18 protein-coding genes are annotated in these 22,449 nt (G+C 41.8%); 7 read left to right on the forward strand and 11 right to left on the reverse strand.

From position 1 onward, the window contains the following. The first annotated feature begins 4 nt into the window (after positions 1–4). Both Q3A68_RS10635 and Q3A68_RS10640 read left to right on the forward strand, forming a co-directional pair. Positions 5–1,555: a DHA2 family efflux MFS transporter permease subunit gene (locus tag Q3A68_RS10635; RefSeq protein ID WP_302901064.1), complete on the forward strand. Its 1,551-nt coding sequence runs from the start codon at positions 5–7 to the stop codon at positions 1,553–1,555. A gap of 346 nt (positions 1,556–1,901) precedes the next feature. Then, entirely contained in the window at positions 1,902–2,891 is a 990-nt protein-coding gene (locus Q3A68_RS10640) for a YihY/virulence factor BrkB family protein (RefSeq protein ID WP_302901065.1), read from the forward strand. Here Q3A68_RS10640 and Q3A68_RS10645 read toward each other — a convergent pair. After that, complete coding sequence (locus tag Q3A68_RS10645) at positions 2,885–4,210, reverse strand: D-alanyl-D-alanine carboxypeptidase/D-alanyl-D-alanine-endopeptidase (RefSeq protein WP_368045667.1); 1,326 nt, start codon at positions 4,208–4,210, stop codon at positions 2,885–2,887. The genes Q3A68_RS10640 and Q3A68_RS10645 overlap by 7 nt on opposite strands. A gap of 131 nt (positions 4,211–4,341) precedes the next feature. Here Q3A68_RS10645 and Q3A68_RS10650 point away from each other — a divergent pair, with 131 nt between their 5' ends. Then, entirely contained in the window at positions 4,342–5,517 is a 1,176-nt protein-coding gene (locus Q3A68_RS10650) for an aspartyl protease family protein (protein WP_302901067.1), read from the forward strand. Positions 5,518–5,525: 8 nt separating this feature from the next. On the opposite strand, the gene Q3A68_RS10655 is transcribed toward Q3A68_RS10650, so the two are convergent. Further along, positions 5,526–5,798, reverse strand: coding sequence for a hypothetical protein (locus Q3A68_RS10655; protein WP_302901068.1), 273 nt, complete (start codon positions 5,796–5,798; stop codon positions 5,526–5,528). A 194-nt stretch (positions 5,799–5,992) separates the two neighbouring features. On the opposite strand from Q3A68_RS10655, the gene Q3A68_RS10660 reads away from it, so the two are divergent. Together Q3A68_RS10660 and Q3A68_RS10665 are read left to right on the forward strand one after the other, a co-directional pair. After that, the gene (locus Q3A68_RS10660) at positions 5,993–6,901 is read left to right on the forward strand and encodes a hypothetical protein (RefSeq protein WP_302901069.1); all 909 of its coding nucleotides are present in this window, start codon (positions 5,993–5,995) and stop codon (positions 6,899–6,901) included. Positions 6,902–7,062: 161 nt separating this feature from the next. Then, on the forward strand, positions 7,063–9,975 hold the full coding sequence (locus Q3A68_RS10665; RefSeq protein WP_302901070.1) for an outer membrane beta-barrel protein: 2,913 nt from the start codon (positions 7,063–7,065) through the stop codon (positions 9,973–9,975). A gap of 74 nt (positions 9,976–10,049) precedes the next feature. Here Q3A68_RS10665 and Q3A68_RS10670 read toward each other — a convergent pair whose 3' ends face one another. Further along, a complete protein-coding gene (locus Q3A68_RS10670; protein ID WP_302901071.1) occupies positions 10,050–10,430 on the reverse strand; it encodes a response regulator in 381 nt (126 codons plus the stop codon). A gap of 235 nt (positions 10,431–10,665) precedes the next feature. Between Q3A68_RS10670 and Q3A68_RS10675 the strand changes: the two genes are divergently transcribed. Further along, the gene (locus Q3A68_RS10675) at positions 10,666–12,558 is read left to right on the forward strand and encodes a PAS domain-containing sensor histidine kinase (protein WP_302901072.1); all 1,893 of its coding nucleotides are present in this window, start codon (positions 10,666–10,668) and stop codon (positions 12,556–12,558) included. 11 nt (positions 12,559–12,569) lie between these two features. Here Q3A68_RS10675 and Q3A68_RS10680 read toward each other — a convergent pair whose 3' ends face one another. The 6 genes from Q3A68_RS10680 to ffh form a co-directional block, all read right to left on the reverse strand. After that, positions 12,570–13,055, reverse strand: coding sequence for a GNAT family N-acetyltransferase (locus Q3A68_RS10680; protein ID WP_302901073.1), 486 nt, complete (start codon positions 13,053–13,055; stop codon positions 12,570–12,572). A 75-nt stretch (positions 13,056–13,130) separates the two neighbouring features. Further along, entirely contained in the window at positions 13,131–13,475 is a 345-nt protein-coding gene (locus Q3A68_RS10685; RefSeq protein WP_302901074.1) for a DHCW motif cupin fold protein, read from the reverse strand. Continuing rightward, positions 13,476–13,859 carry a hypothetical protein gene (locus Q3A68_RS10690; RefSeq protein ID WP_302901075.1) on the reverse strand — a complete coding sequence of 128 codons (384 nt, stop codon included), beginning with the start codon at positions 13,857–13,859 and terminating at the stop codon, positions 13,476–13,478. 176 nt (positions 13,860–14,035) lie between these two features. Continuing rightward, positions 14,036–15,625, reverse strand: a complete 1,590-nt coding sequence (locus tag Q3A68_RS10695) for a M1 family metallopeptidase (protein WP_302901076.1) — start codon at positions 15,623–15,625, stop codon at positions 14,036–14,038. A gap of 96 nt (positions 15,626–15,721) precedes the next feature. Then, positions 15,722–16,396: an energy transducer TonB gene (locus tag Q3A68_RS10700; protein ID WP_302901077.1), complete on the reverse strand. Its 675-nt coding sequence runs from the start codon at positions 16,394–16,396 to the stop codon at positions 15,722–15,724. Positions 16,397–16,502: 106 nt separating this feature from the next. Continuing rightward, positions 16,503–17,828, reverse strand: a complete 1,326-nt coding sequence (gene ffh, locus Q3A68_RS10705; protein ID WP_302901078.1) for a signal recognition particle protein — start codon at positions 17,826–17,828, stop codon at positions 16,503–16,505. A gap of 205 nt (positions 17,829–18,033) precedes the next feature. On the opposite strand from ffh, the gene Q3A68_RS10710 reads away from it, so the two are divergent. Beyond that, a complete protein-coding gene (locus Q3A68_RS10710) occupies positions 18,034–20,487 on the forward strand; it encodes a DUF5916 domain-containing protein (protein ID WP_302901079.1) in 2,454 nt (817 codons plus the stop codon). A gap of 3 nt (positions 20,488–20,490) precedes the next feature. On the opposite strand, the gene Q3A68_RS10715 is transcribed toward Q3A68_RS10710, so the two are convergent. Both Q3A68_RS10715 and Q3A68_RS10720 read right to left on the reverse strand, forming a co-directional pair. Then, the gene (locus Q3A68_RS10715; RefSeq protein WP_302901080.1) at positions 20,491–21,495 is read right to left on the reverse strand and encodes a DUF3078 domain-containing protein; all 1,005 of its coding nucleotides are present in this window, start codon (positions 21,493–21,495) and stop codon (positions 20,491–20,493) included. A gap of 140 nt (positions 21,496–21,635) precedes the next feature. Then, positions 21,636–22,412 carry a hypothetical protein gene (locus tag Q3A68_RS10720; protein ID WP_302901081.1) on the reverse strand — a complete coding sequence of 259 codons (777 nt, stop codon included), beginning with the start codon at positions 22,410–22,412 and terminating at the stop codon, positions 21,636–21,638. Positions 22,413–22,449: the final 37 nt, after the last annotated feature.

Consider the following 22,449-nt stretch of genomic DNA (forward strand, 5'->3'; position numbering starts at 1 on the left):
TACAATGGCCGAAACTGGTTTTAAAAAATGGATCATTACTATTACGGTAATAACGGCCTCACTACTAGAGCTGATAGATACCACCATCGTAAACGTAGCCTTACCACAAATACAAGGCAACCTTGGCGCAACCCTTGAGAATGTTGCCTGGGTAGTTACCGGATATGCAGTGGCTAACGTAATTATACTACCCATGTCCGGGTGGCTGGGCAGTTTCTTTGGCCGTAAGAGCTACTTTATAGGCTCCATTGTATTGTTCACCGTCACCTCATTCCTTTGCGGTAATGCGCACAGCTTAAACGAGTTAGTTATATTCCGTATTATACAAGGCGTTGCCGGAGGTGGTTTAATATCAACCTCTCAAGCCATTTTGGTGGAAACCTGGCCGCGCGAGCAGATTGGAACGGCTACTGCCTTATTTGGTTTAGGTGCAGTGGTAGGACCCACCGTAGGGCCTACTATCGGGGGGTATATTACCGATCATTATACCTGGCAATGGATTTTTTATGTGAATATTCCGGTAGGAGCCGTGGCCGCGTTCTGTGCTTATACATTTATTAACAAAACGCCTAAGGATGCAAAAGGAAAGCCCATTGATTGGTGGGGGATACTCTTGCTGGCAATTGCTGTAGGCAGCCTGCAGGTAATATTGGAAAAAGGTGAGTCGGAAGACTGGTTTGCCAAAACTTACATATTAGTACTTACCATAACCGCTATTATTGGTACCATCTTATTTATCTGGCGGGAGACCACCTACGAGTTTCCGATAGTGAATTTCGGAATTATGCGACACCGGAGTTTCGCGGTGGGTATGTTCACCTCGTTTATATTGGGCTTTGGGTTGTATGGTTCGGTGTTCGTATTCCCGGTATTTTGTCAGAATTTGCTTGGTTTCACAGCACAGCAAACAGGTGAACTATTATTCCCCGGCGGGTTATGTACCATTGTGATGATGCCTTTTATAGGGAAAATGCTTAACAAGGGTATACCTGCGCAGTTTATGGCGACAGCAGGAATGTTCTTATTCTTTGTGTTTACCTTCATGCTCAGTGGTTCAACTTTAGAAACCGGTGAAGTTAATGTGTTAATACCACTGCTGATCAGGGGTGTAGGTATGGCGCTATTGTTTGTGCCATTAACTACCCTGGCTATAGCAGATTTGAAAGGACCTGAAATGGGGCAGGGAACAGGTTTGAATAACATGATGCGGCAATTGGGTGGCTCATTCGGTATTGCGGCCCTTACCACCATTATTCACATTCGCCAGGGCGTACACCGGAACAACCTGTTAACTAACATTAACCCGTATAATAATGCGTTTTTGCAACGCATGCACCTGATGGAGCAAGGCTTTATGGCGAAGGGCAAATCGGCTATTGATGCCACACAAATGGCTTACAGGGCTATTGAGGGTGCAGTTGTAAGGCAAACATTATTATTAACTTACAACGATGCCTACCTGATATCAGGGCTGGTTATGTTGTTTTCCATCCCTTTGATATACTTGCAGCCATTTAAAAAGGTCAAGGTAAGTGTGCCGACAGATGCTCACTAAATGTTAAAAGCCGTTCGGTTTTACAACTGAACGGCTTTCCCCAAAAAAAATTTTACAATTAAAAGTTTTGATATCAAACCCCAACGCCGGATCATTCCTAAAAATCACGCTTTGGAATTGAGTAATCTTATGGTTATAAAATTATGAGTTTTAAAACTATAATATCAAGGAATTGAATAAAATATTACTAACAAATTTAAATCTTTTCACATTTTAAAACGCTTCTGCCTCAATTCTGGCTGCATTTCGCTCATTATTCAGGCTGACTTTTCTAATTGCTTAGTATTTAAGCTCCTCCAAATATTTTTCTAAACAAAAAAGCTTAAAATTGGCTTATTATCGTGATATGAAAATGTTAAGCAGGCGCTACATTAAAACTTTATGGAAGGTTATCGTAGCCACTTTCATGGGTTTTATAAACGACAATGGGTTAAAGTTAAGTGCATCGCTGGCTTATTATACGGTCTTTTCACTTGCACCGTTAATCATATTAATTATTTCGATATCCAGCCTGGTACTAAGGCATTATGCGTTTAACGATGCATTATACGATCAGATGTCCCGGTTTATAGGGCACGACGCTACCGTTCAATTGCAGGAGGTGGTTAAAAACTTACAGCTTTCCGGCAAAACCGGCGTGGCCCTATTGTCGGGTATTATTATTTTATTAGTGGGTGCCAGCAGCATGTTTGTTGAGATACAGGATTCGCTTAATATTATCTGGCGGGTGAAAGCAAAGCCCAAAAAAGGTTGGCTGAAATGGTTGCAGAATCGCTTCCTTTCTTTTTCGCTGATCATAGGTTTAGGGTTTTTGCTGCTGGTAAGCCTTATTATTAATATCGTAATAAAGGCTTTAAGCACCCGCCTGGAGCATTTCCTACCTTACGTAACAGTAACTATTTTCGACCTGGTGAATCTTGCCGTTACCTTGCTGGTAATTTCAACTTTGTTTGGAATCATATTTAAATTCCTGCCCGATGTAAACATAAAGTGGAAAGATGTGCGTTCGGGGGCAATTTTTACGGCGCTCTTGTTTATGCTTGGGCAATATCTTATTGGTTTATATATACAATATACCGCCCAGGGCTCGGCTTATGGGGCCGCTGGTTCTGTTATCGTGATTTTGGTTTGGATATATTACACGTCCACCATTTTATACATTGGCGCTGAGTTCACTCAGGTATATGCCGAGGCCTCCGGGAGCAGAATAGAGCCCGCAGAGTATGCGGTACACATATTGCAAACCGAAATAGAGCATGAGGTTGCCAATCTCCCTCCACAAAACCCCGATTTACAAGGCAACCTAAAAAGCGTGAAAAAATCAGCGCATCAATAATTATCGTGGATATAGGTCATGATACGGACCATCTCATCACGAATTTCGCCGGTGGGCCGGGTGAAATTGTTATTCATGAACGAAAAAGCCAAACGTTTACCTTTCCTTGTTACCAGGTAACCACTTTGATTGTGATTATTAGATAGTGAGCCTGTTTTTGCCCATACAAAGGGTACACCGTTATCTGTTTTGTATGCCTTACGTATTGTCCCGGCAACACCACCTATCGGCATCAAACTATGTAATAAGTTATCATTCTTCATTTCATCAGATATCTTACAAAGTAATGCCACTATGCTTCTCGGCGTAAACAAATTATAGCGTGAAAGCCCGGATCCATCTACCCATTCCGGGGCATCCGGCAAATCATTCAGAAAGTGTGCTTTGGAATAAGCAATCACCGAATCGGCATTCATCACTTTAAACTTTACGGACGAGCAAACCAGTAATAATTGTTCAGCGATAAAATTGTCGCTTGGTTGCAGCATGTGTTTATAAACTGTATCGGCATTTGCATCATACACAATTTTAGCATTATCAATTAAGGGTAAATGCACTTCAGTTACCTCTTGCTTCAATGTATCCTGTAACAATGCTATGGCTAAGGCCGTGCTTGTTTTCCATGGAATTTCCTGATGGTAATCAACCGGAATATTCATAGCTGGATACACAAATGTATTGTTCAGGAATTCCCGCTGAACTTTATAGGCAGATGGTTTATAATTACTGTCACATTTTAAATATTGACTTAGATAAGACGGGCTGATTTGCAAAACTCCGTTTTTGTCAGCTGATAAAAAAGCGGCATTATTTTCAATGGGCAGTTCTGTTATCTCGGCCTGGTAATTGTCATTATAATCGTTCCAGGCCCAACCGTTTCCGAAGAAATCATTTTGATATTGCCCGGATGAAAAGAATAGTTTTTTATCTGAGCGTTTAAGAAAATCAAAACCCTTCACACCTTTCAGATCGGTATGCAAAAAAGCCGGATCGCCGGTGCCCCAGAATATTAGTGAATCATTTTGGGTAATATATTTAAAAGCAGGAATAGAATCACCTAACATCTTCAGGCAGGTATAAAAAGTAAAGAGTTTGGTATTGGATGCAGGCGTGAAATACTTATCCGAGTTCAGTTCATAAACCATCTTCTTTGCATCCATATCATACAATGCAAAACCTGTAAAATGATCTTTTACGATTAATGAGTGCTTAAAAAGCTTCCTGATTTTTCGCTTTCTGATTTTCCCTGCGTGGACGGCAGTATTTGTCAACAAAAATATTGTTGCAATTAGTAACATTCTCCTGCTTCTGCACATCATATAATTTTAGGTAACTAAAGTTTTATCGTAAATTTATTAATCCAATTATAAACAAATTGTTACTTAAACTATTTCATAAGACCAAGCTCCTGCCCGTTTTGGGTTTGATTTGTTTAATATGTTTTAGTTTTTTGCCGGCAAAGGCCCAATATTTCGACATCGACAACGGGTACAAATCAGTGCGGATACCCTTTAAACTGGTAAGAAACCTGGTGGTGATAAAATTAAAAATAAATGGCAGAGGGCCATTTAATTTTATATTGGACACCGGCGTAGGCCTGATGGTTATTACCGAGCCCAAATTAGTCGATTCCATAAACCTGCAAAATAAACGCACCATAAAAATGGGCGGCCTTGGCGAGGGTGATGCTTTCGAGGCATATGTGACCCCACCATTAAAAATAGAAATACCTGACCTGACGAGTTATGATGTTGCCGCAGCTATACTTAAAACAGACCATTTTAATTTGTCGAACTTTGTGGGCATACCAATTCATGGCTTGCTGGGGTATGAGTTCTTTAACAACCTGGCAGTTAAACTAAGCTTTGTAGATAGTACAATAACTGTTTACCGGCCCCGTGACGTACGCAAATTCAGGAAAGGCGAGAAATTACCAATGACTGTAGAGTATCACAAACCGTATATTCAGGCAAAAGTAAGGCTGCCCAATGGCACTGAACAAACGACTAAATTAGTGATAGATCTTGGAGCCGGTCATCCAATTTCGCTCGAAAACATGATCAAAAAAAACGGGCTTCCGCAGAAATTTATTATTGCCAACTTGGGTGTTGGTCTGGCGGGGCCTATTACCGGCTTTTTAAGCCGGATAGATGAAGTAGATGTTGGCAAATACCGGCTTAAAAAGGTAATCACATCGTTCCCAAACGATTATGACGAGGCAACAATGAAAAGTTTGTCCGTGCCCAGAGATGGTAATCTTGGGGTAGGAATACTAAAAAGGTTTACAGTAATATTTGATTACCAGGACAATGCCCTATATTTAAAGCCTAATACAAATTTTAGCGAGCCCTTTGAACATGATATGAGCGGCATCGAATATTATGCCGCAGGCGAGGGGTTTAAACATCTGATCATAAGCAGAGTTGAACCGGGTTCGGCGGCTGACGAAGTTGGACTTGAAAAGGACGACGAGATTACTTCCATTAATTTTAAGCCTGTCGGCGATATGACGATGGAAGAAATTGATAATATGCTTAAGTCAAAAAACGACCGCAATTTATTGATTGAGGTCTACCACGATCATCGGTTTGACAGGGTTATTCTCACGCTGAAGCGTAGAATTTAAACTCACGTCTATTTCAATTGGCTTATATTTTCGAAGAAAGCACTTTGCAAATCGAGTAATGATTTCACTTTTACTTTTTCTCCATAAGTGTCAAAACACAAAAACTCAACTTTTCCGGGCTGCCGGGTATCAATTTTTTCAAAAAAGTTGAAGGTTTTAAAAAAATAATGGCGGGTAATAATACTCTTTCTTTTGTTTGATCTGGAAGAATTTAGCCTGAACCCAAACGCATCAATCCATTGATGGATCCGGGTGTGAAGTGAGGATGCGATTTTTTTCATAGGTAATCTTTTCATTTCTAACGAAAAACTTTTCCCCTTGTTTTAATTGTGGGAGAATCGTTTTCACACACTCGTTCATAAAACATACTTAAACACAGCTAAAAACTCAGTGAATTTTTTTTCTAAAAATGAAATGTAACTTATTGAATAAGTTCGCGTACAAAGCTTTAATTAATTTATTTAACGTACCCTATATGAGACGAATTAGACACATATTACCATTAATATTACTAGTGTGCTTTATTAGTATTAATGGTTGTAAAAAAGACAAAACACCGGGTCCTTCAGGAGCTACCGGCGCTACTGGTGCCACGGGCGCACAAGGAGATATAGGCGCCACCGGTCCACAAGGACCGCAGGGCCCTGCCGGAGGCCCACAAGGCGCTACCGGAGCAACAGGTGCCACTGGTGCAACAGGCAGTACCGGTTCAAATGGAACTAACGGAACTAATGGCACAAACGGTGCTACAGGCGCAACTGGCGCTACCGGAGCAAATGGCGCTACTGGTTCAAATGGCACTAATGGTGCTACCGGCGCAACAGGTGCTGCAGGAGCAACTGGCGCTACTGGCGCCGCAGGGGCAACTGGTGCAACTGGTTCTGCAGGGGCAACTGGTGCAACTGGTTCTGCAGGAGCAACTGGCGCTACTGGTGCCGCAGGAGCAACTGGCGCAACTGGCGCCGCAGGAGCAACTGGTGCAACTGGCGCCGCGGGAGCTACTGGTGCAACTGGTGCTACCGGAAATGCAGATGTAAACACTTACTTATTTAGCAACAAGTCTATTTCAATAACAGGAACAAATTTCAATGTCCCTGCTATTACACAACCAATTGTTGATCAAGGCCTGGTATTGGTTTACATGAGCACATCATCAAGTGGCCCATGGTATCCGCTACCGTATACTCAGGGCGGTACAACGATCAGCCTGGTAAACTATAGCTTAGGTCAGATAAGTTTAATAGCAAGCACGAACCAAACCGGTATCTATCTTAAGGTTGTTGTAATACCGGGTAATTCGCTTACCCAATTGAGCACTGCCAACCCGCATTTAAACTTCAACAATTACAACCAGGTAGCTTCGGCACTGCGTTTGAAACAATAATCAAAAGTTAAAAATAACCCTGCCCTCTGATTGAAATCAATCAGGGGGCTTTTTGTTTGGCAATGTAACAATGCTATGATTTTTAACTATTTAATATTTTTAAGTTGAACCTTTGCGTTCTGTTAATGTCTTTATGATCTGACAATAGCACGATGTAAAGTATGAAACGCTTATTCCTTATTTTTCTTTTTTCTACCTTAATCTCGCTTTACGCCACCGCACAAACCGGACGGGAAGTTCATGGCACTGTAACAGACTCTACCAAACTCGGAGTACCCGGAGCTAATATTAAATTGATATCCGATAAAGGCGATAGTACAGTGACTATTACAGACCCAACAGGAAAATTTGTTTTTCCTGCAGTTAATGGTACCAAGCTTACACTTACTGTATCATCAATAGGTTATCAACGCATCAAGAAGCATTTTTCTTTGGATGCTGATACCAAGCCTGCTACTTTGGGTACAGTCATATTAAAACAGGAAAACAACACCCTACAGGGGGTAACCATAGTTGGTGTTAACCCGGTAACACTAAAAGAAGATACGGTTGAATATAAAGCCAGTGCTTATAAAGTACGGGAGAATGCACCGGTTGAAGATCTGATAAAGAAGCTGCCGGGGGTTGATGTTGATGTTAACGGGAATATTACCACCCAGGGAAAACAGGTAACCAAAGTAAGGATCAATGGCAAGGATTTTATGGGCGGAGACGTGCAAAGCGCCACAAAAAATCTTCCTGCCGATGTGGTGGAAAACATCCAGATGATAGATGACTATGGCGATCAGGCAAACCTGACCGGCGTAAAAACAGGTGAGCCGGACAAGATCATGAACATCACTATCCGTAAGGATAAAAACTATGGATATTTTGGTCAGGCTACTGCAGGCGATGGTGAGGACGCATTACCGAAAAGCCAGGGCTTGCCTGATGACAATCGCTATCTTTTCAACCTAAATGCATTCCGTTTTAATGGCGATCAGCAGATGGCTTTGCTTGGAAGCGTTAATAACACCAACGTAAACACTTTCTCATTTAACTCGAACACCGGCGGAGGTGGAGGAGGCGGTGGTTTTGGCGGGGGTGGCGGCGGCCGTGGAAACGCTGCTCGCGGCGCGCAAAACTCCGGAAGCCTGATTACCACACAAAATGGTATTACCGACGCCCACTCAATAGGTGCAAATTTCCGTGATCAATGGGGTAAAAAACTATCTGTTTATGGCAGCTATAGCGTATCCGACAACACAGTATCCACAAATAGTACTAACTTCCAGCAAAACACCAGTCTGCAAAACCCCAGCACTATTAATCAGCGGTCGAATGAATTGGATAAAAATTTTAATGAGCGTTTTACCTGGAATATGGAGTACAAGCCGGATACGGTAAATTATCTGAAAATCACGCCAACGTTTACCTATGCTACCACACGCACAACTGAAAATGAGGCTGATAGCACCAGGTTTCCTTACAACCCCATCAGGAACGCTGTGTTTAACACATATACCTCAAGTACCTCCAACGCACCCGCTTACGGTATAACTGCACTATACAATCATCGCTTTCACCGTAAAGGGCGCAATTTTAGTCTTAACGTTAATATCAACTCAGCACCTAGTACCCTATATCAGCACGTTGTATATAATTACACACTCGGCACGCCGCCCGGACCAGTTAACCAGGTTTTGCATACCAACAGCCGTACTACAACTATCGGTACTACATTATCATTCCTGGAGCCCATTGGAAAAAGAGACTACCTGGAAGTTAACTATGCCCTTAGTCACTCGCACACCACAAATAGCAAGTCAGCCGATTCTTCGATCGTTACTACTGATTTCCCGAGTATTCCCGACACCCTCAGGAGCACAGATTACAATTATAACTTCACAACCAACCGCTTTGGATTAAACTATCGTTTTGTTGAGAAGAAATATAACTATACGTTTGGTCTGTCCGCACAACCCGCAGTCCTGGATGGTTACTCGCCGCTAACCGGATTAACAACTCATGTAAATACTTTTAACTGGATACCTACCGCACGATATATTTATAATTTTTCGCGCAGCCAGGCATTTAGTCTCAATTATAACGGGTCAAGCAGTCAACCGAGCTTTACCCAGTTACAGCCTACTACTGATGTGTCAAATGCCTCCTATCCCGTGCAAGGTAACCCCTTCCTGAAGCCACAGTTTACCAATAATTTTTCTATTCGTTATAACCAGTTCAGCTTCGCTACGGGGAATATTTTATTTGCCAATGTTTCATTTCAGAAGATTGACAACCAGATCGTAACCAATCTTATTACCTATGCAAGCAAGAGTTCTATCCTCACCCAATATTTGAATGCAGACGGCTATTATAACATCAGCGGCAATTTCACATATGCCAAGCCATGGGACAACCGCAAGTTTACATTGATGTTTACGGGTACGGTAAATTACTCAAACGGTGTAAGTTACCTGACCAACGTCGGTGCCAGTGGCGATTCGGTAGCTAATAAAAATATCGCCAAAAACCTGCAAATGACTCCTGGCTTACGTTTCAGGGTAAATTTTACCGATATAATTGATGCACAGGTATTAACTAATTATGTTATCAACCGCACCGATAACTCTGTAAAAAACCCACTGAATCAGAACCTACTCACGCGTACGTGGAATATCGGCGTAAACGGTAAAAATTACTTCAAAGACTGGACCGTGAGTTATGACTATGGTAAAGCAATCAATTATGGCTATAGCTCAGCACTTGGGAAGGTAACCAACCCGAATATATTGAACATGTATGTGGAGCGGAGATTTTTAAAAGATCACAGAGCAACTATCCGCTTATCTGCATTTGACTTGTTTAATCAAAATACAGGATTTTCGACCAGCTCAGTACCTGGCTCATATACCGAAACTCATATTAACAGGCTATCGCGTTATTACCTGGCAACGTTTACCCTTCGTTTACAAAAATTTGCAGGGAAAGCGCCAACCCAAAACCCTGACAGAGACTTTAGGAGGGGAAATCGTGGTGATGGCCCGGGAGGTCCGCCACCAGGCGGTGGTCCGGGCGGAGTGCCGCAATAATGCTTAATAGTCATTTACAGAAGAGGCCGGTATTTTCAAAAATACCGGCCTCTATTCTTACACCAAATTTATAATCAATTATTATTGACCAATACATTATGGATAACCTGCTCCAGCTGCTGCAGATCAAATGGTTTAGCCAGGTAACTTTCAGCACCCGCATTACTTGCTAACAGTTGGATATCGCTATTTGCCGAAAAATAAATGACAGGTATATTTTTCAATGTGCTATCATTTTTCAAGGTCTGCGTAGCAACTATACCTCCGGCATCGGGTATCCAATTGTCCATCAGGATCACATCAGGGCGTATTCGCGAAACTTTTTCCGTTACATTATTACAATCTGTAAAGGCATGGACTTCCCAGCCTTGTTCTTCTAAAACATAACTGCAAATTGAAAGTATATCCTCATCGTCATCAAAAATGATAATCTTTTTCGTAGAGGCTTTATCCATATTATGGGGTCAAATCTTTAATCTATTTATACCTTTTTCGGGCTCAAATGTTTTAATTTTTTTTAATATAACGATATAGCTATATTTATGTGAGTTATCCCGTTTGCAAAGAACTGATTTTAACCTTACAAATCAATACACAATTGTTCCGGCTTCTTTTTTAATTGATTCTTTGAATTTAAAGGCAGATTTTGTCCCCTTAGAAAAAAATGTATACATACCTAATTAAATTGAGGTGAAGAAGGAAACAACTAATCCGGCGTTTGAAAATAGCCTGATGCGTACAGAAAATATAGACGCACAGCAAGAGCTTAGGGTGTATTTTAATGCTATGGATGAGGTATTCTTTTCGGTAGACATGATAAACAACCGGGTGATACAGATTTCTCCAGCCTGTGAAAAGCTCTACGGATATGACCCAGCCTATTTTTTTGAAAATCATTTATTTTGGTTTGATCTGATTCATCCGGATAACAAACACATTATTGAACAAGAGGATAGACAACTGGAACTCGGAAAAATTGTAGACAATCAATACCGTATCATCAGAAAAGATAAAGCTATCCGCTGGGTTGAAAATAAAATCATCCCAAAACTAGACGCCAATGGTAAACTGGTCAGAGTAGATGGTATCACCAGGGATATTACTGATAAGAAGATAGCCGAAGAGAAACTTAAGCAAAGCGAGGCGCGGTATCGCCAGATAGTGGAAACCGCACAGGAAGGCATTTGGACTATAGACAAATACGATAAAACCAATTTCGTCAACAAAAAGATGTGCGACATATTGGGCTATACCGCCGAAGCGATGATGGGTAAAGAGCTGTACGATTTTATGGATAAGGAAGGGAAAATATATGCCCTTGAGTGCATGGAGAGGCGGCGAAAAGGATCAAAAGAGAACCTCGATATCCGGTATATTACCAAAAGCGGTCAGGATGTATGGTGTAACATATCAGCCAATCCCATATTTGATGAAAAGGGTATTTATAACGGTTCCCTGGCAATGGTAACCGACATTACTCAACGAAAACGTGATGAGGAGACGGTCAAAAAATCGGAAGCTAATTTGCGCGCCTTATTTGAAAATACCGATACCGCTTATGTATTATTTGATTCCGATTTTGTCATTATTTCGTTCAATTCGCTGGCCCAAAAGTACTCTCAGGAGCAGAACAATCAGACCCTTTATGTAAATAGCTCGGTAAAGGATTACTTTACTGCCGAAAGGTGGCCCTTTATAAAAAATACGCTTGAAAAAGTTGCTAAAGGAGAGCACATAGCTTATGAAATAAGTTTGTCGAACCCGAGCGGAGTAAAATGGTATGACGTGCGCTGGCTCAATGTAAAAGATGCTGATGGAAAAAACACGGGTTTTATTTTGGCGAATAAAGAGATTACTGCAACTAAAAATGCAGAGCTGGAGCGCGAAAAGATAACTGCTGACCTGATACAGCACGATAAAGACCTGGAGCAATTTACTTATATCATTTCGCACAATTTACGTGCGCCGGTAGCCAATATTCTTGGGCTCGCGGGCATGCTTCACGACCATGACCTGGATGGCGAGGCCAAAATAGAAGTATTCGAGCGGGTAGCACAATCCATAAAAAACATTGATACGGTAATAAAGGACCTGAACCAGGTTTTACAAGCCCGCGAAATGGTGAGCGAAAAAAAGGAGACCATTTATTTTGATGACATTGTAGAGGCGTTTAAAGCCAGTATCCATGATGTCGTTCTGAATGAAAAGGTTCAGGTCAAATATAATTTTAATGAAGCTGAATCGATTTTTTGTATACCAAGCTATATTAACAGTGTTTTCTATAATCTCCTTTCCAATAGCATCAAATACCGCAAGCCGGGTATGTCGCCAATAATCACGGTAAAAAGTCGCAAAATTGCCGATAAAATAGAGCTTCGCTTTAAAGATAACGGGAAGGGCATCGACCTGGAAAAACACAGCCGCCATATATTCGGTATGTATAAACGTTTTGACCCTAGCATGGAGGGTAAAGGCCTGGGGTTATTCATGGTGAAAACACAGATCGAAGCACTTGGCGGAACGATAAAAATAAAAAGCAAAGCCGGCATGGGGACTGAGTTTGTGATACAGTTGCCTGGTTGACGCTGCAATATTTAATCAATCTCCCTGAACATAATATAAGCATCTACATAACCCAATTGCCGGTGATTAAACCCTTTAGGGATAACTCCGATGATCTTAAAGCTCAGTTTCTGCCAGAGTTGTACTGCAGCCTGATTGGTACTCACTACAAAATTGAACTGCATACCCTTATATCCCGATTCTTTAGCCACCTGCCAGGAATGATCAAACAATTGTTTACCCAAACCCCGGCCTCTGGCTTCCGGATGTACCATATAACCACAATTGGCAATATGCGCACCTAAACCGGGTTGGTTGGGTTTTATAAAATAAGTGCCCAATATTTTGCCATCTTCTTCAGCAACAAACACCTTCATGCCCGGCGCAAACCAAAGTTTAGAAAGATCTTCCCTTTGGCTATCAGGGTCGAAAGCGTACGTATCGCCGGTTTTGACAACTTGCTCGAAGATTTCCCAAATGCCGTCGTGATCGTTGCTAGTGGCTTGTCTGATGGTCATATAATTGTGGCGTTATGCTAGGATTAGGATAAATATAGATCGTGGGCTTGTTGGGGATTTATTGTTAAGATAAGGTTATTTTAAAAAATCTCCATCAATAATCAGCAGTTTAACGCCATTTTTTGAAATCGAGCGATGGCTGCTCAAACCGTCAGAAACAACATAGGTCATACCGGCAGTCAAAGTGAATTCCTCTCCGCTCTCCAATTCGCTTACAAATTCACCTTCTAAACAATGCACGATATGACCTTTTTGGCACCAATGGTCGGCCATGTACCCCGCCGAATAATTGACTATCCTGATGCGAAATCCGGGAAATTGCCAGGTTTGCCAGGTGGCTTCGCCGGTTTCACCGGGATGTATGGTTTTTACAATTTCCGACCAGTTAATGGCTTGAAAATCAATATTTGATAAGCTCATTTAGCGTGCTGTGAACAGCATAAAGCTACAAATAATGATCACATTGATTAGCACAATGATAGATACCGCATTCATATTGTGTTTGCTGATATGGGCCAGGTTATTATTTAACCGTTTTAGCCAACGGTTATTTAAAAGCACCAGATAATTCGCCAACATAAAAAACACCGCTCCAAACAGAAGAACAATATTTCCCGCCATACTGCCGGTTATCCATCCCGATCGTAACGCAAATTGGGCTAAAATCATTGCCGTTGTCAAAGTAATGATCAACAAGAAGCTCACATTAAATAATGATTTGAATTGAGGCAATTTACCCTGGCCGAAATTTCTGAATATCCACCTGTAAGACGCTACATAAATGGATTGATAAGACCTGATCATGGCTATAAATGTTTAAAGGTTAACGGCTTACAAATACCGATAGGGAAGGCATTTGCTTGTGATTTATTGGTTTAGTGTTATAACGCTTATATTTAAATAAAAGTATATTATTTCGAAATATTTTGTTATACAAAATAAAAAACAACCAAACAGGAAATATACAAAACTATATCAAACTATTGTATGGCTTCTTTTACATTAACCATGGCCAATAAATTCACATTTGGGTCAACAGTAATTGATGATGGTTTAGCTTTTACCGGAACAGACAAACTGGTTACTTTATTTTTAACCGAAACAATATGCGACTTGCCTGCGATGTATACTTCCAGTGGAAAATCGAAGACAATAGCTTGCTTTTGCTCCACTGTTAAATCGATTGATTTTTTTGTAGCGTCATAATGCCAGATAATGTTCAGGTGGGGGGCACCAGTCGTATAGATCCATTGTTTAAAAAACCGTTGCAGATTCTGTCCACTAGCGTTTTCCAGTTCGGCTCGCAGATTATCAGTGTTGGCATTCTTGCCATCATATTTTTTATAGTAAGCCCGGATGCCTTTCCAGTAGGCCACATCGCCCAGTTTGCGCCGGAGCATGTGCAATACCCAACCACCTTTTTGGTAACTGTTGGCATTGAGCAGCACCATGTAATTATCGTGAACAGTCGTATCCACCACAGCCGTTTTTCTCTTCTTCTCAAAATCAAAAACGGTTTCACGGTCCGCTTTCAGGCGTTTCTTCAAAGTGTCCACTCCATATTTATGCTCGAGGTAAACGTTGGTCATATAAGTGGCAAAGCCTTCGCTTAGCCATAGATGACTAAAGTTTGTCTCACTGGCAGCATCACCAAACCATTGATGCGCTATTTCATGTGCCATCAGTTCTTCGATCCCCCTATCGCCTACTGATTCCTCGAAATAAAAGATACAGCTCGAGTTCTCCATCCCGCCGAATATGGTTTTAGACTGAACATTGGCCAGTTTTTCAAAGGCATATGGCCCAACTTTACCGATATAATACGATAATATCTCTTTAGCTACAGCATAGCTTGTAAAACCCTTGTCTTTATTCTCAGGGAAAACATAGGTATAAACCGGGATATTATTGACTTCGCCTGTATGGTCTATCGCAAAGTCAGCCACTCCGATTACCATCACTTTGGTCGGGCATTGGGCTTTTTCGCTCCAATGAGTAAGTTTAAGATTATCAGGCAAGGCCTTTTCATCAACTTTTAAACCGTTTGATACTACCTGATAATGATCAGGTGCAGTTACTATGAAATCTACGGTCGCTTTATCGGCAGGCTCATCTACACAGGGCAACCAGTTATGTGCACGGTTGGGCCAGTTATCTCCAAAAAAGGTGCGGTGACCGAATTTGTTGGTGGAGATGATCAAGCCATCGGCGGGGATACCGCTATAAGTTAAGATGTAAGTATGTGCGGTTCCTGTTTTGCCATCTGTAGTAATAGTTAGATCGTCATCATTTTGGAGGAACGATACGGGCTTACCGTTTTCCGTCACACCACTTACTAGCATGCCTTTCCCACCTCCTCTTTGTTTTACCAGGTTGATTTGGAATGATCCGGCATCCCTCAGGTAACGCAGGCTTATTTCTGCCTGTCCTTTGATGGTATCATTTTTATCGTTCAATTGGATGTTGAAGCCATAATGTTGTACGTCGATAACAGCACCGGGCGATTGGGCTTTGGCAGATAAACAAAAAAGGGAGCCAAGGGATAGCAGGCAAAGAGTATACTTCCGCATAGTTGATTATTGATAATGCTAAAGATAAATTATTTAAACAAAAAGAGCGGCTTGCGCCGCTCTAAGGTTATTTTAGCATATTTCGAATTATATAAATTATCGATCCTCTGTCTGTAGTGTAAAGCTAAACGGCATTTCATACTCAACTTTAACGGGTTTACCATTTAGCATTCCAGGAAGCCACTCGCCTGTAATTAACTTTGCAATACGCAATGCTTCTTCATCACAGCCTCCTCCAATACGTTTGTTTATTTTATATTTTGAAACATCGCCATTTTCGTCTATGGTAAATGCTATTATTACTTTCCCCTGGATATTTTTCTCGCGTGCCTCGGCGGGATATCTTGTTTTAATAATAACTATTGCCAGCCGCTTCCCATCGCCGTCTAAATAAATCGGTGGTTGATCAAGCTTTCTCTTCGTAGTATCTGTTCCATTTATTATATCATATTCGCCATTTTTGCTGTTATCCCAGCGAGATTTTTTATAATCAATTAGTTTTTTGTGCGTGTAATCGTACACTATTTGTATGTCCCGATTATAATCATAACTGGTCCATACGCTGTCTTTCTGATTGTTTTTATAGAAACCCTTACGAAGCAACTTACTACTTATAAGAGCATACTCTCCCTGTCTGATATTTGTATCCGACTCTAAAACATCATACCTCTCTTTTAAGGATAATACGTCATCATACTTCGTTATCTGCTTGGTCTGAGCAAAAAGGCTTCCGGTTAAAGTAATGGTAATTAGTGACAAGATTAGTTTCATGCTTTAAATATAAATGGTATTTAAACAAGAAGAGCGGCTCACGCCGCTCTTAGGTTAATTTATCATATTTTAAATCCGACATCGTATATCCGACCTCCGAAATCATTTATCTTGGCATCCGGCGCATCATACTGGCCATGGCTGCCGGGTTGCTCATTTGCTTCATGACCTTGCGCATGTCTTCAAACTGCTTGATCAGTCGGTTTACCTCCTGCAGATCGGTCCCTGAGCCTTTCGCAATACGGTTACGTCTGCTTTGGTTGATGGAATCCGGGTTTTCCTTTTCATAGGGCGTCATCGAAAGAATGATCGACTCGATATTTTTGAAAGCATTATCATCAACCTCTACATTCTTCATCATTTTGCCAACGCCTGGTATCATGCCCATCAGGTCCTTCATGTTACCCATTTTCTTGATCTGCTGTATTTGGCTGTAGAAGTCGTTAAAGTCGAACTTGTTCTTGCGGATCTTCTTTTGCAGCTCGGCAGCTTCCTTCTCGTCAAATTGCTGCTGTGCGCGTTCAACCAATGAAACCACGTCGCCCATGCCCAAAATACGCGAAGCCATACGATCGGGGTGGAAAACATCCAATGCTTCCATCTTTTCGCCGGTACCGATGAACTTGATCGGTTTATTCACTACCGATTTGATCGATAGCGCTGCACCACCGCGGGTATCACCATCCAGCTTGGTTAAAACCACACCGGTAAAGTCGAGGCGGTCGTTGAACACCTTAGCTGTATTCACCGCATCCTGGCCGGTCATGGAATCCACCACAAATAGTATCTCATGCGGATTTACCGCAGCTTTTACCTGCTCTATCTCCTGCATCATCGCCTCATCAATCGATAAGCGACCGGCAGTATCCACAATGACCACGTTGTTGCCGTTCTGCTTAGCTTGGGCAACACCTTCTCTTGCAATGGCAATGGGGTCTTTTGATTCCAGATTAGCATAAACCGGTATACCGATCTGCTCGCCCAAAACTTTCAATTGCTCAATAGCCGCCGGGCGATATACGTCGCCTGCCACTAGTAAAGGTTTTTTATTTTTCTGCGTCTTTAGAAAATTTGCCAGCTTACCGCTAAAGGTGGTTTTACCCGCACCGTTTAAACCTGCGATCAGGATCACCGTTGGCGTAGCCGGAAAATTCAGATCAGCAGTGCTGCCGCCCATCAATTCGGTCAGCTCATCGTTCATAATCTTGGTAAGCAGCTGACCAGGGGAGATAGAGGTCAATACATTCTGGCCAATAGCTTTTTGCCTTACTTCATCGGTAAAGGTTTTGGCAGTTTTATAGTTAACGTCGGCATCCAGAAGAGCCTTGCGGATCTCCTTCATGGTTTCGGCCACGTTGATCTCTGTAATAGTTCCTTGGCCCTTCAGGACCTTAAACGCCCTGTCGAGTTTATCTGAAAGATTTTCAAACATGAGTATAAAATACTTTAATCTTTAAATTGAGGATGCAAAGTTAAGATTTTGAAGCAATTCCCGCTCCGCATAAAGTCAAAAAGCGAATCTTAATAAAAACCCTTTGCGCTTAAATTATGTGTTATTATCACCTTTAACTTTTTTTAACAAGTTGAAGTGTAACGCTCCGTGCTTTTTTCTCATCTTATAGCCATATACCTTATTGATGCGACTTTTTACTTTTCTGATTTTTACATTGCTCGCGGTTACCGCGTTTTCACAAACCACGGTTAAAAAATATGTTGCCACGCGAACTGAAAAGATCCCCAAAATTGACGGCGTTTTGGATGATGATGTTTGGCAAAATGTTCCCGTTGCCACTGATTTTGTTGAATTGCAACCTACTGCTGGTCGCCATGAAATCAAAGAAGAACGCACCGAAGTGAAGGTGATCTATGATAATACGGCCATCTATATCGCAGCCCGGATGTATGAAACGGATCCAAATAAAATAGCACGTGAATTAACAACCAGGGATAATGTAGCTGCCGACGACTTTTTTGGTATCATCCTCGATACTTACCATGATGGCATAAACGGTGTGGGTTTCTATGCCACAGCCGCCGGGGCTCAGTTCGACGCCAAATACACGCCACCTAATCAAAACGGGAACGTTGAGGATGCCAGCTGGAATGCAGTTTGGGAGAGCAAAGTAAATGTGGATGACAGGGGCTGGACGGCGGAATTTAAAATACCGTACTCCGCTTTACGATTTGCCAAAAAAGACGTGCAAAACTGGGGTCTTCAATTTATACGGGAGCGCAGGGGCGTAAACCGGCAGCTATTCTGGAATGAGCTTGACCCAAAGAAAAATGGCTTAATGAACCAGGAGGGTGAGCTTAATGGTATTGAAAAAATAACCCCTCCGTTGCGGCTTGCCTTTTATCCTTATTTCGCCACCTATGTTAACCATTATCCCTATAATACACCAGGACTCACCAACACCACCACTTCCTTTAATGGAGGTATGGACGTAAAATATGGCATCAACCAAAGTTTTACGCTGGATATGACCCTGATACCCGATTTCGGCCAGGTGCAGTCAGATAACCAGATTCTGAACCTGACACCATTCGAAGTAAAATACCAGGAAAACCGGCCATTTTTTACCGAGGGGACCGAGCTTTTTAATAAGGGGAATATCTTTTATTCACGCAGGGTAGGTGGTCAGCCGATCAATTATTCCGAAGCCTATGACAACCTGGCTCGGGGTGAAACAGTAATTAAAAACCCTACAGAAACCAGATTATACAATGCAACAAAATTGTCGGGGAGGCTAGCTAACGGATTGGGAATAGGGGTATTCAATGCCGTTAGCGCCCCGGCATATGCCACTATAAAAGACAGCCTGGGCCATACGAGACGATTCGAAACGGCACCGGTTACCAACTACAACATTATAGTACTGGACCAAAACCTGAAAAATAATTCGGCAATAACACTTATTAACACTAATGTAGAGCGGTTTGGGAAAGACTATTCAGCAGATGTCGGCGGGTTTGTTTTCAACCTGAACAATAAGAAAAACTCCTACAACCTGAGCGGATATGGTTTAATGAGTAACCTGTTTTATACTAATAGGAAAACCACAACAGGGTTTAACTATGAAATTAACGGCGGTAAAACACTTGGTAATTTTACATGGAACTTTGTTGAAGATCTGGTAGACAGCAAGTATAATCCAAATGACCTGGGAATATTGTTCAACAATAATTATTTCGATCACAACATCAACCTGCAATATGCGAACTATAAGCCTAAAAAATACTTCACCCAATGGGGCGTATTTTCAAACGTGTATTATTCCCGCCGTTTCAGCCCGTCTGCATATCAATACTTTAACCAAACTGTAGGCGGTTACGCCAATCTAAAAAACTTTTGGGGCTTCAATTTCAGGTTACAACATCAGGGTGCGGCAAATGATTTTTATGAACCGCGCACAGCCGGCCGCGTTTTCAGAGTGCCAGGCAGCTATATGATGGGACTAAATGCCTTCACCGACCAGGCCAAAAGGCTTTTCGGTGGGATCAGCGTTTTCCATCGCATATACACCACATCCGGGCGACAGGGCACTGATGCAGAGGCATTTTATAATTTGCGCATCAGCAATCGCTTCTCTTTAGGCCAGGATGTCACTTACAGCCCTTACATGCATTACACGGGTTACGAAACGATTGATAGCCTAAGCAATAACCCTATTTTTGCCCTACGCAATGTGCATACGGTACAAAATATTTTCAATTTCAAATACACGTTCACAAGCGACATGGGCATCACTTTCAGATTGAGGCACTACTGGTCAAAATTGAACGTTCTGCAATATTATGATCTTGCCCAAAACGGTTCGCTGGCTACTTTAACCTCCTCACATTTTAATCATGATAACGATCAGAACTATAATGCCTGGAATATTGATATGGTGTATGTGTGGCAATTTTCGCCGGGTTCGGAGATCAGCATCGCCTGGAAAAACTCGTCTTTAACCAATACCGATCAGGCTAAACTGGGCTATTTCCGAAACCTGCAAAACACTGTTAACGATCCGCAGAATAATAATATCTCATTTAAAATATTGTATTACATCGATTATCAGAATCTGAGGAAAAAGAAAAAGAGTTAAATCTCATGGGAAGGTATAAGTTACCCCCATAGCCAAACCTTCGGTCCCCTGTGCCCGGCTGGATGTATTCTTATCATACAGGAATGTACCGTTCATCGTTACATTGATCAGGCGGTTTACTTTTGCAGTAAGGGTTGCGTCTATACGGTGTGTAGTGTATGCCAGGGCCTGCTGATAAGGCACAAACAGGGCATAGCGTGCGTTGATATGCAAATTTGGCATCAGGTCCTTATCAATAGCTGCAACCATCTGAAAAGCAAGCTGATTGAGGAATGTATGATCTATTGCTACACCATAATTATCGGGCTGATTACGGTGAATGGTGGTATCCACTACAAAAGTCTGTTTCGCTGTACCTGTACCTAAGCGCAGATCGAAATATTTTACCGGCTTATATTCAAGACCGAGAGATTCCGTAAAATAACCCGGCGACATAAAATTAGATATCAACAAACCATCATCTACTGCATTTCCGTTGGCATCAGTATAGGTGTAACCCGGTGCAAACTGAGACTCAAAGCTAAAGGAGCCAAACAAATACCAATGTTTGGATAGCTGTGTGGCGATCTTATTATCCAAGAATATACGGTCATTGGTTTTGCGCTGTGTCTGGCCTTTATTTTTTGCAACACCGTATTGTAAGTTCAACTCGGTAGTATAATCCAGTGGCGATTTGTTGTATTCGGTTTTAAAATCAAAATTAGTACCCAGCGCCAATGAACTTACGCCACCCGCACTCCAGTTGCTGGTAAATGCTGATTGGTTAAAGTTTAACCCGAAAACGACGGTCTTACGCCAGTAACTTACCTTATAATCCAGCAATTGTACAGGTATTTGTTCTTCGCTGATCTGTAATGGTCTTACCCGCAGCGGCAATGCATTGCGACGTGGTTCCAAACGATATTTATTTAGTAAGTTGGTGTCTACTTTTAAGGTATCGGTATTTTGCGCGAAGGCTGAAGAGAACGAAAATAGAAGCAGAATTAGCCCAAGACCTATTTTTGACATAGTTGGCAAAGTAAAGGAAAAACAACTTTGTTTTAAAATCAAATCAATCTTAAACAGGATTTTTGCTTGTTTTATTGTCTGATAGACAATTGTAAAGCCGATTGCAGATAGTAGGCTTGGGGCGCAACCGACGATTAATATTAATTAGGCTTTGAAGCTTTATTGGCATTTAAAGATGGTTGTAAATAAATCCTTTTATTGCGCAGATATCTTTTTAGGCTGTTGCGGATATAAGTTATAAATTCATATTCCGTTGCCGTGGTAACAATAAAATAACCCGGGCGGTAATGTGTCATAAAATCTATCAGGTCTTGATCTTTCAGCTTTGTAATATTGGCTACGTATGAACGGTTAAAACGGTAGTCGATCACGTTTTGCTGGTAATCTTCCTCAATGATTCCCTGCAAATGTTTGGCTTCCCTTCCGCTGCGGCTCAGCGAATTCCACAAGGCGTCGATGCTGATGCCTGCCCCGCTCCCTGGAGACGAGGTGAAAGCTCCATCATATGCACTCGAACCATAAACCTTACTGAAGTTTCTTTTAGTGGCCTGCAAACGCTGAAGGGGAGTAACAAGCGTATCACGAATAGTTACTTCCTTCAACGGGATTGCCATGCGCCTCAATGAAATTAGTAAATTCGAGTTATCCTTTACCGTGAGGGTATCGGCCAGGTAATCAAGTTTCAGAAATACTAACTTATCACCGGTTTTGGCATCAATTTTAAATTCGCCTTTCAGATTATTATAGAAGGATTCCCCCGAAGTAAGGTTCATGATATTGGTACGAGCAACCCTTTCCTTAGTGTCTTTGTCGTACACAACACCTTCAACCGGGTTTTTATAATTGACAGCAGGTTTATCCTGGGCAGACGCCCCGAAAAACAGTCCGCAGAAAAGTAACAGCAGCCCAAGTCTCATTCTAAATCTAAAATTAAGCTTTTGGCCCTGCTTCATG

It is taken from the genome of Mucilaginibacter tolerans (genome assembly GCF_030519375.1).
In the GTDB taxonomy this organism is placed as follows: domain Bacteria; phylum Bacteroidota; class Bacteroidia; order Sphingobacteriales; family Sphingobacteriaceae; genus Mucilaginibacter.

Excerpts from the sequence above, each read along its gene's own strand:
- Q3A68_RS10635 (WP_302901064.1), top strand. The coding sequence starts at position 5 with ATGGCCGAAACTGGTTTTAAAAAATGGATCATTACTATTACGGTAATA.
- Q3A68_RS10640 (WP_302901065.1), top strand. The coding sequence starts at position 1,902 with ATGAAAATGTTAAGCAGGCGCTACATTAAAACTTTATGGAAGGTTATC.
- Q3A68_RS10645 (WP_368045667.1), bottom strand. The coding sequence starts at position 4,210 with ATGATGTGCAGAAGCAGGAGAATGTTACTAATTGCAACAATATTTTTG.
- Q3A68_RS10655 (WP_302901068.1), bottom strand. The coding sequence starts at position 5,798 with ATGAAAAAAATCGCATCCTCACTTCACACCCGGATCCATCAATGGATT.
- Q3A68_RS10660 (WP_302901069.1), top strand. The coding sequence starts at position 5,993 with ATGAGACGAATTAGACACATATTACCATTAATATTACTAGTGTGCTTT.
- Q3A68_RS10665 (WP_302901070.1), top strand. The coding sequence starts at position 7,063 with ATGAAACGCTTATTCCTTATTTTTCTTTTTTCTACCTTAATCTCGCTT.
- Q3A68_RS10670 (WP_302901071.1), bottom strand. The coding sequence starts at position 10,430 with ATGGATAAAGCCTCTACGAAAAAGATTATCATTTTTGATGACGATGAG.
- Q3A68_RS10680 (WP_302901073.1), bottom strand. The coding sequence starts at position 13,055 with ATGACCATCAGACAAGCCACTAGCAACGATCACGACGGCATTTGGGAA.
- Q3A68_RS10685 (WP_302901074.1), bottom strand. The coding sequence starts at position 13,475 with ATGAGCTTATCAAATATTGATTTTCAAGCCATTAACTGGTCGGAAATT.
- Q3A68_RS10690 (WP_302901075.1), bottom strand. The coding sequence starts at position 13,859 with ATGATCAGGTCTTATCAATCCATTTATGTAGCGTCTTACAGGTGGATA.
- Q3A68_RS10695 (WP_302901076.1), bottom strand. The coding sequence starts at position 15,625 with ATGCGGAAGTATACTCTTTGCCTGCTATCCCTTGGCTCCCTTTTTTGT.
- Q3A68_RS10700 (WP_302901077.1), bottom strand. The coding sequence starts at position 16,396 with ATGAAACTAATCTTGTCACTAATTACCATTACTTTAACCGGAAGCCTT.
- ffh (WP_302901078.1), bottom strand. The coding sequence starts at position 17,828 with ATGTTTGAAAATCTTTCAGATAAACTCGACAGGGCGTTTAAGGTCCTG.
- Q3A68_RS10710 (WP_302901079.1), top strand. The coding sequence starts at position 18,034 with ATGCGACTTTTTACTTTTCTGATTTTTACATTGCTCGCGGTTACCGCG.
- Q3A68_RS10715 (WP_302901080.1), bottom strand. The coding sequence starts at position 21,495 with ATGTCAAAAATAGGTCTTGGGCTAATTCTGCTTCTATTTTCGTTCTCT.
- Q3A68_RS10720 (WP_302901081.1), bottom strand. The coding sequence starts at position 22,412 with ATGAGACTTGGGCTGCTGTTACTTTTCTGCGGACTGTTTTTCGGGGCG.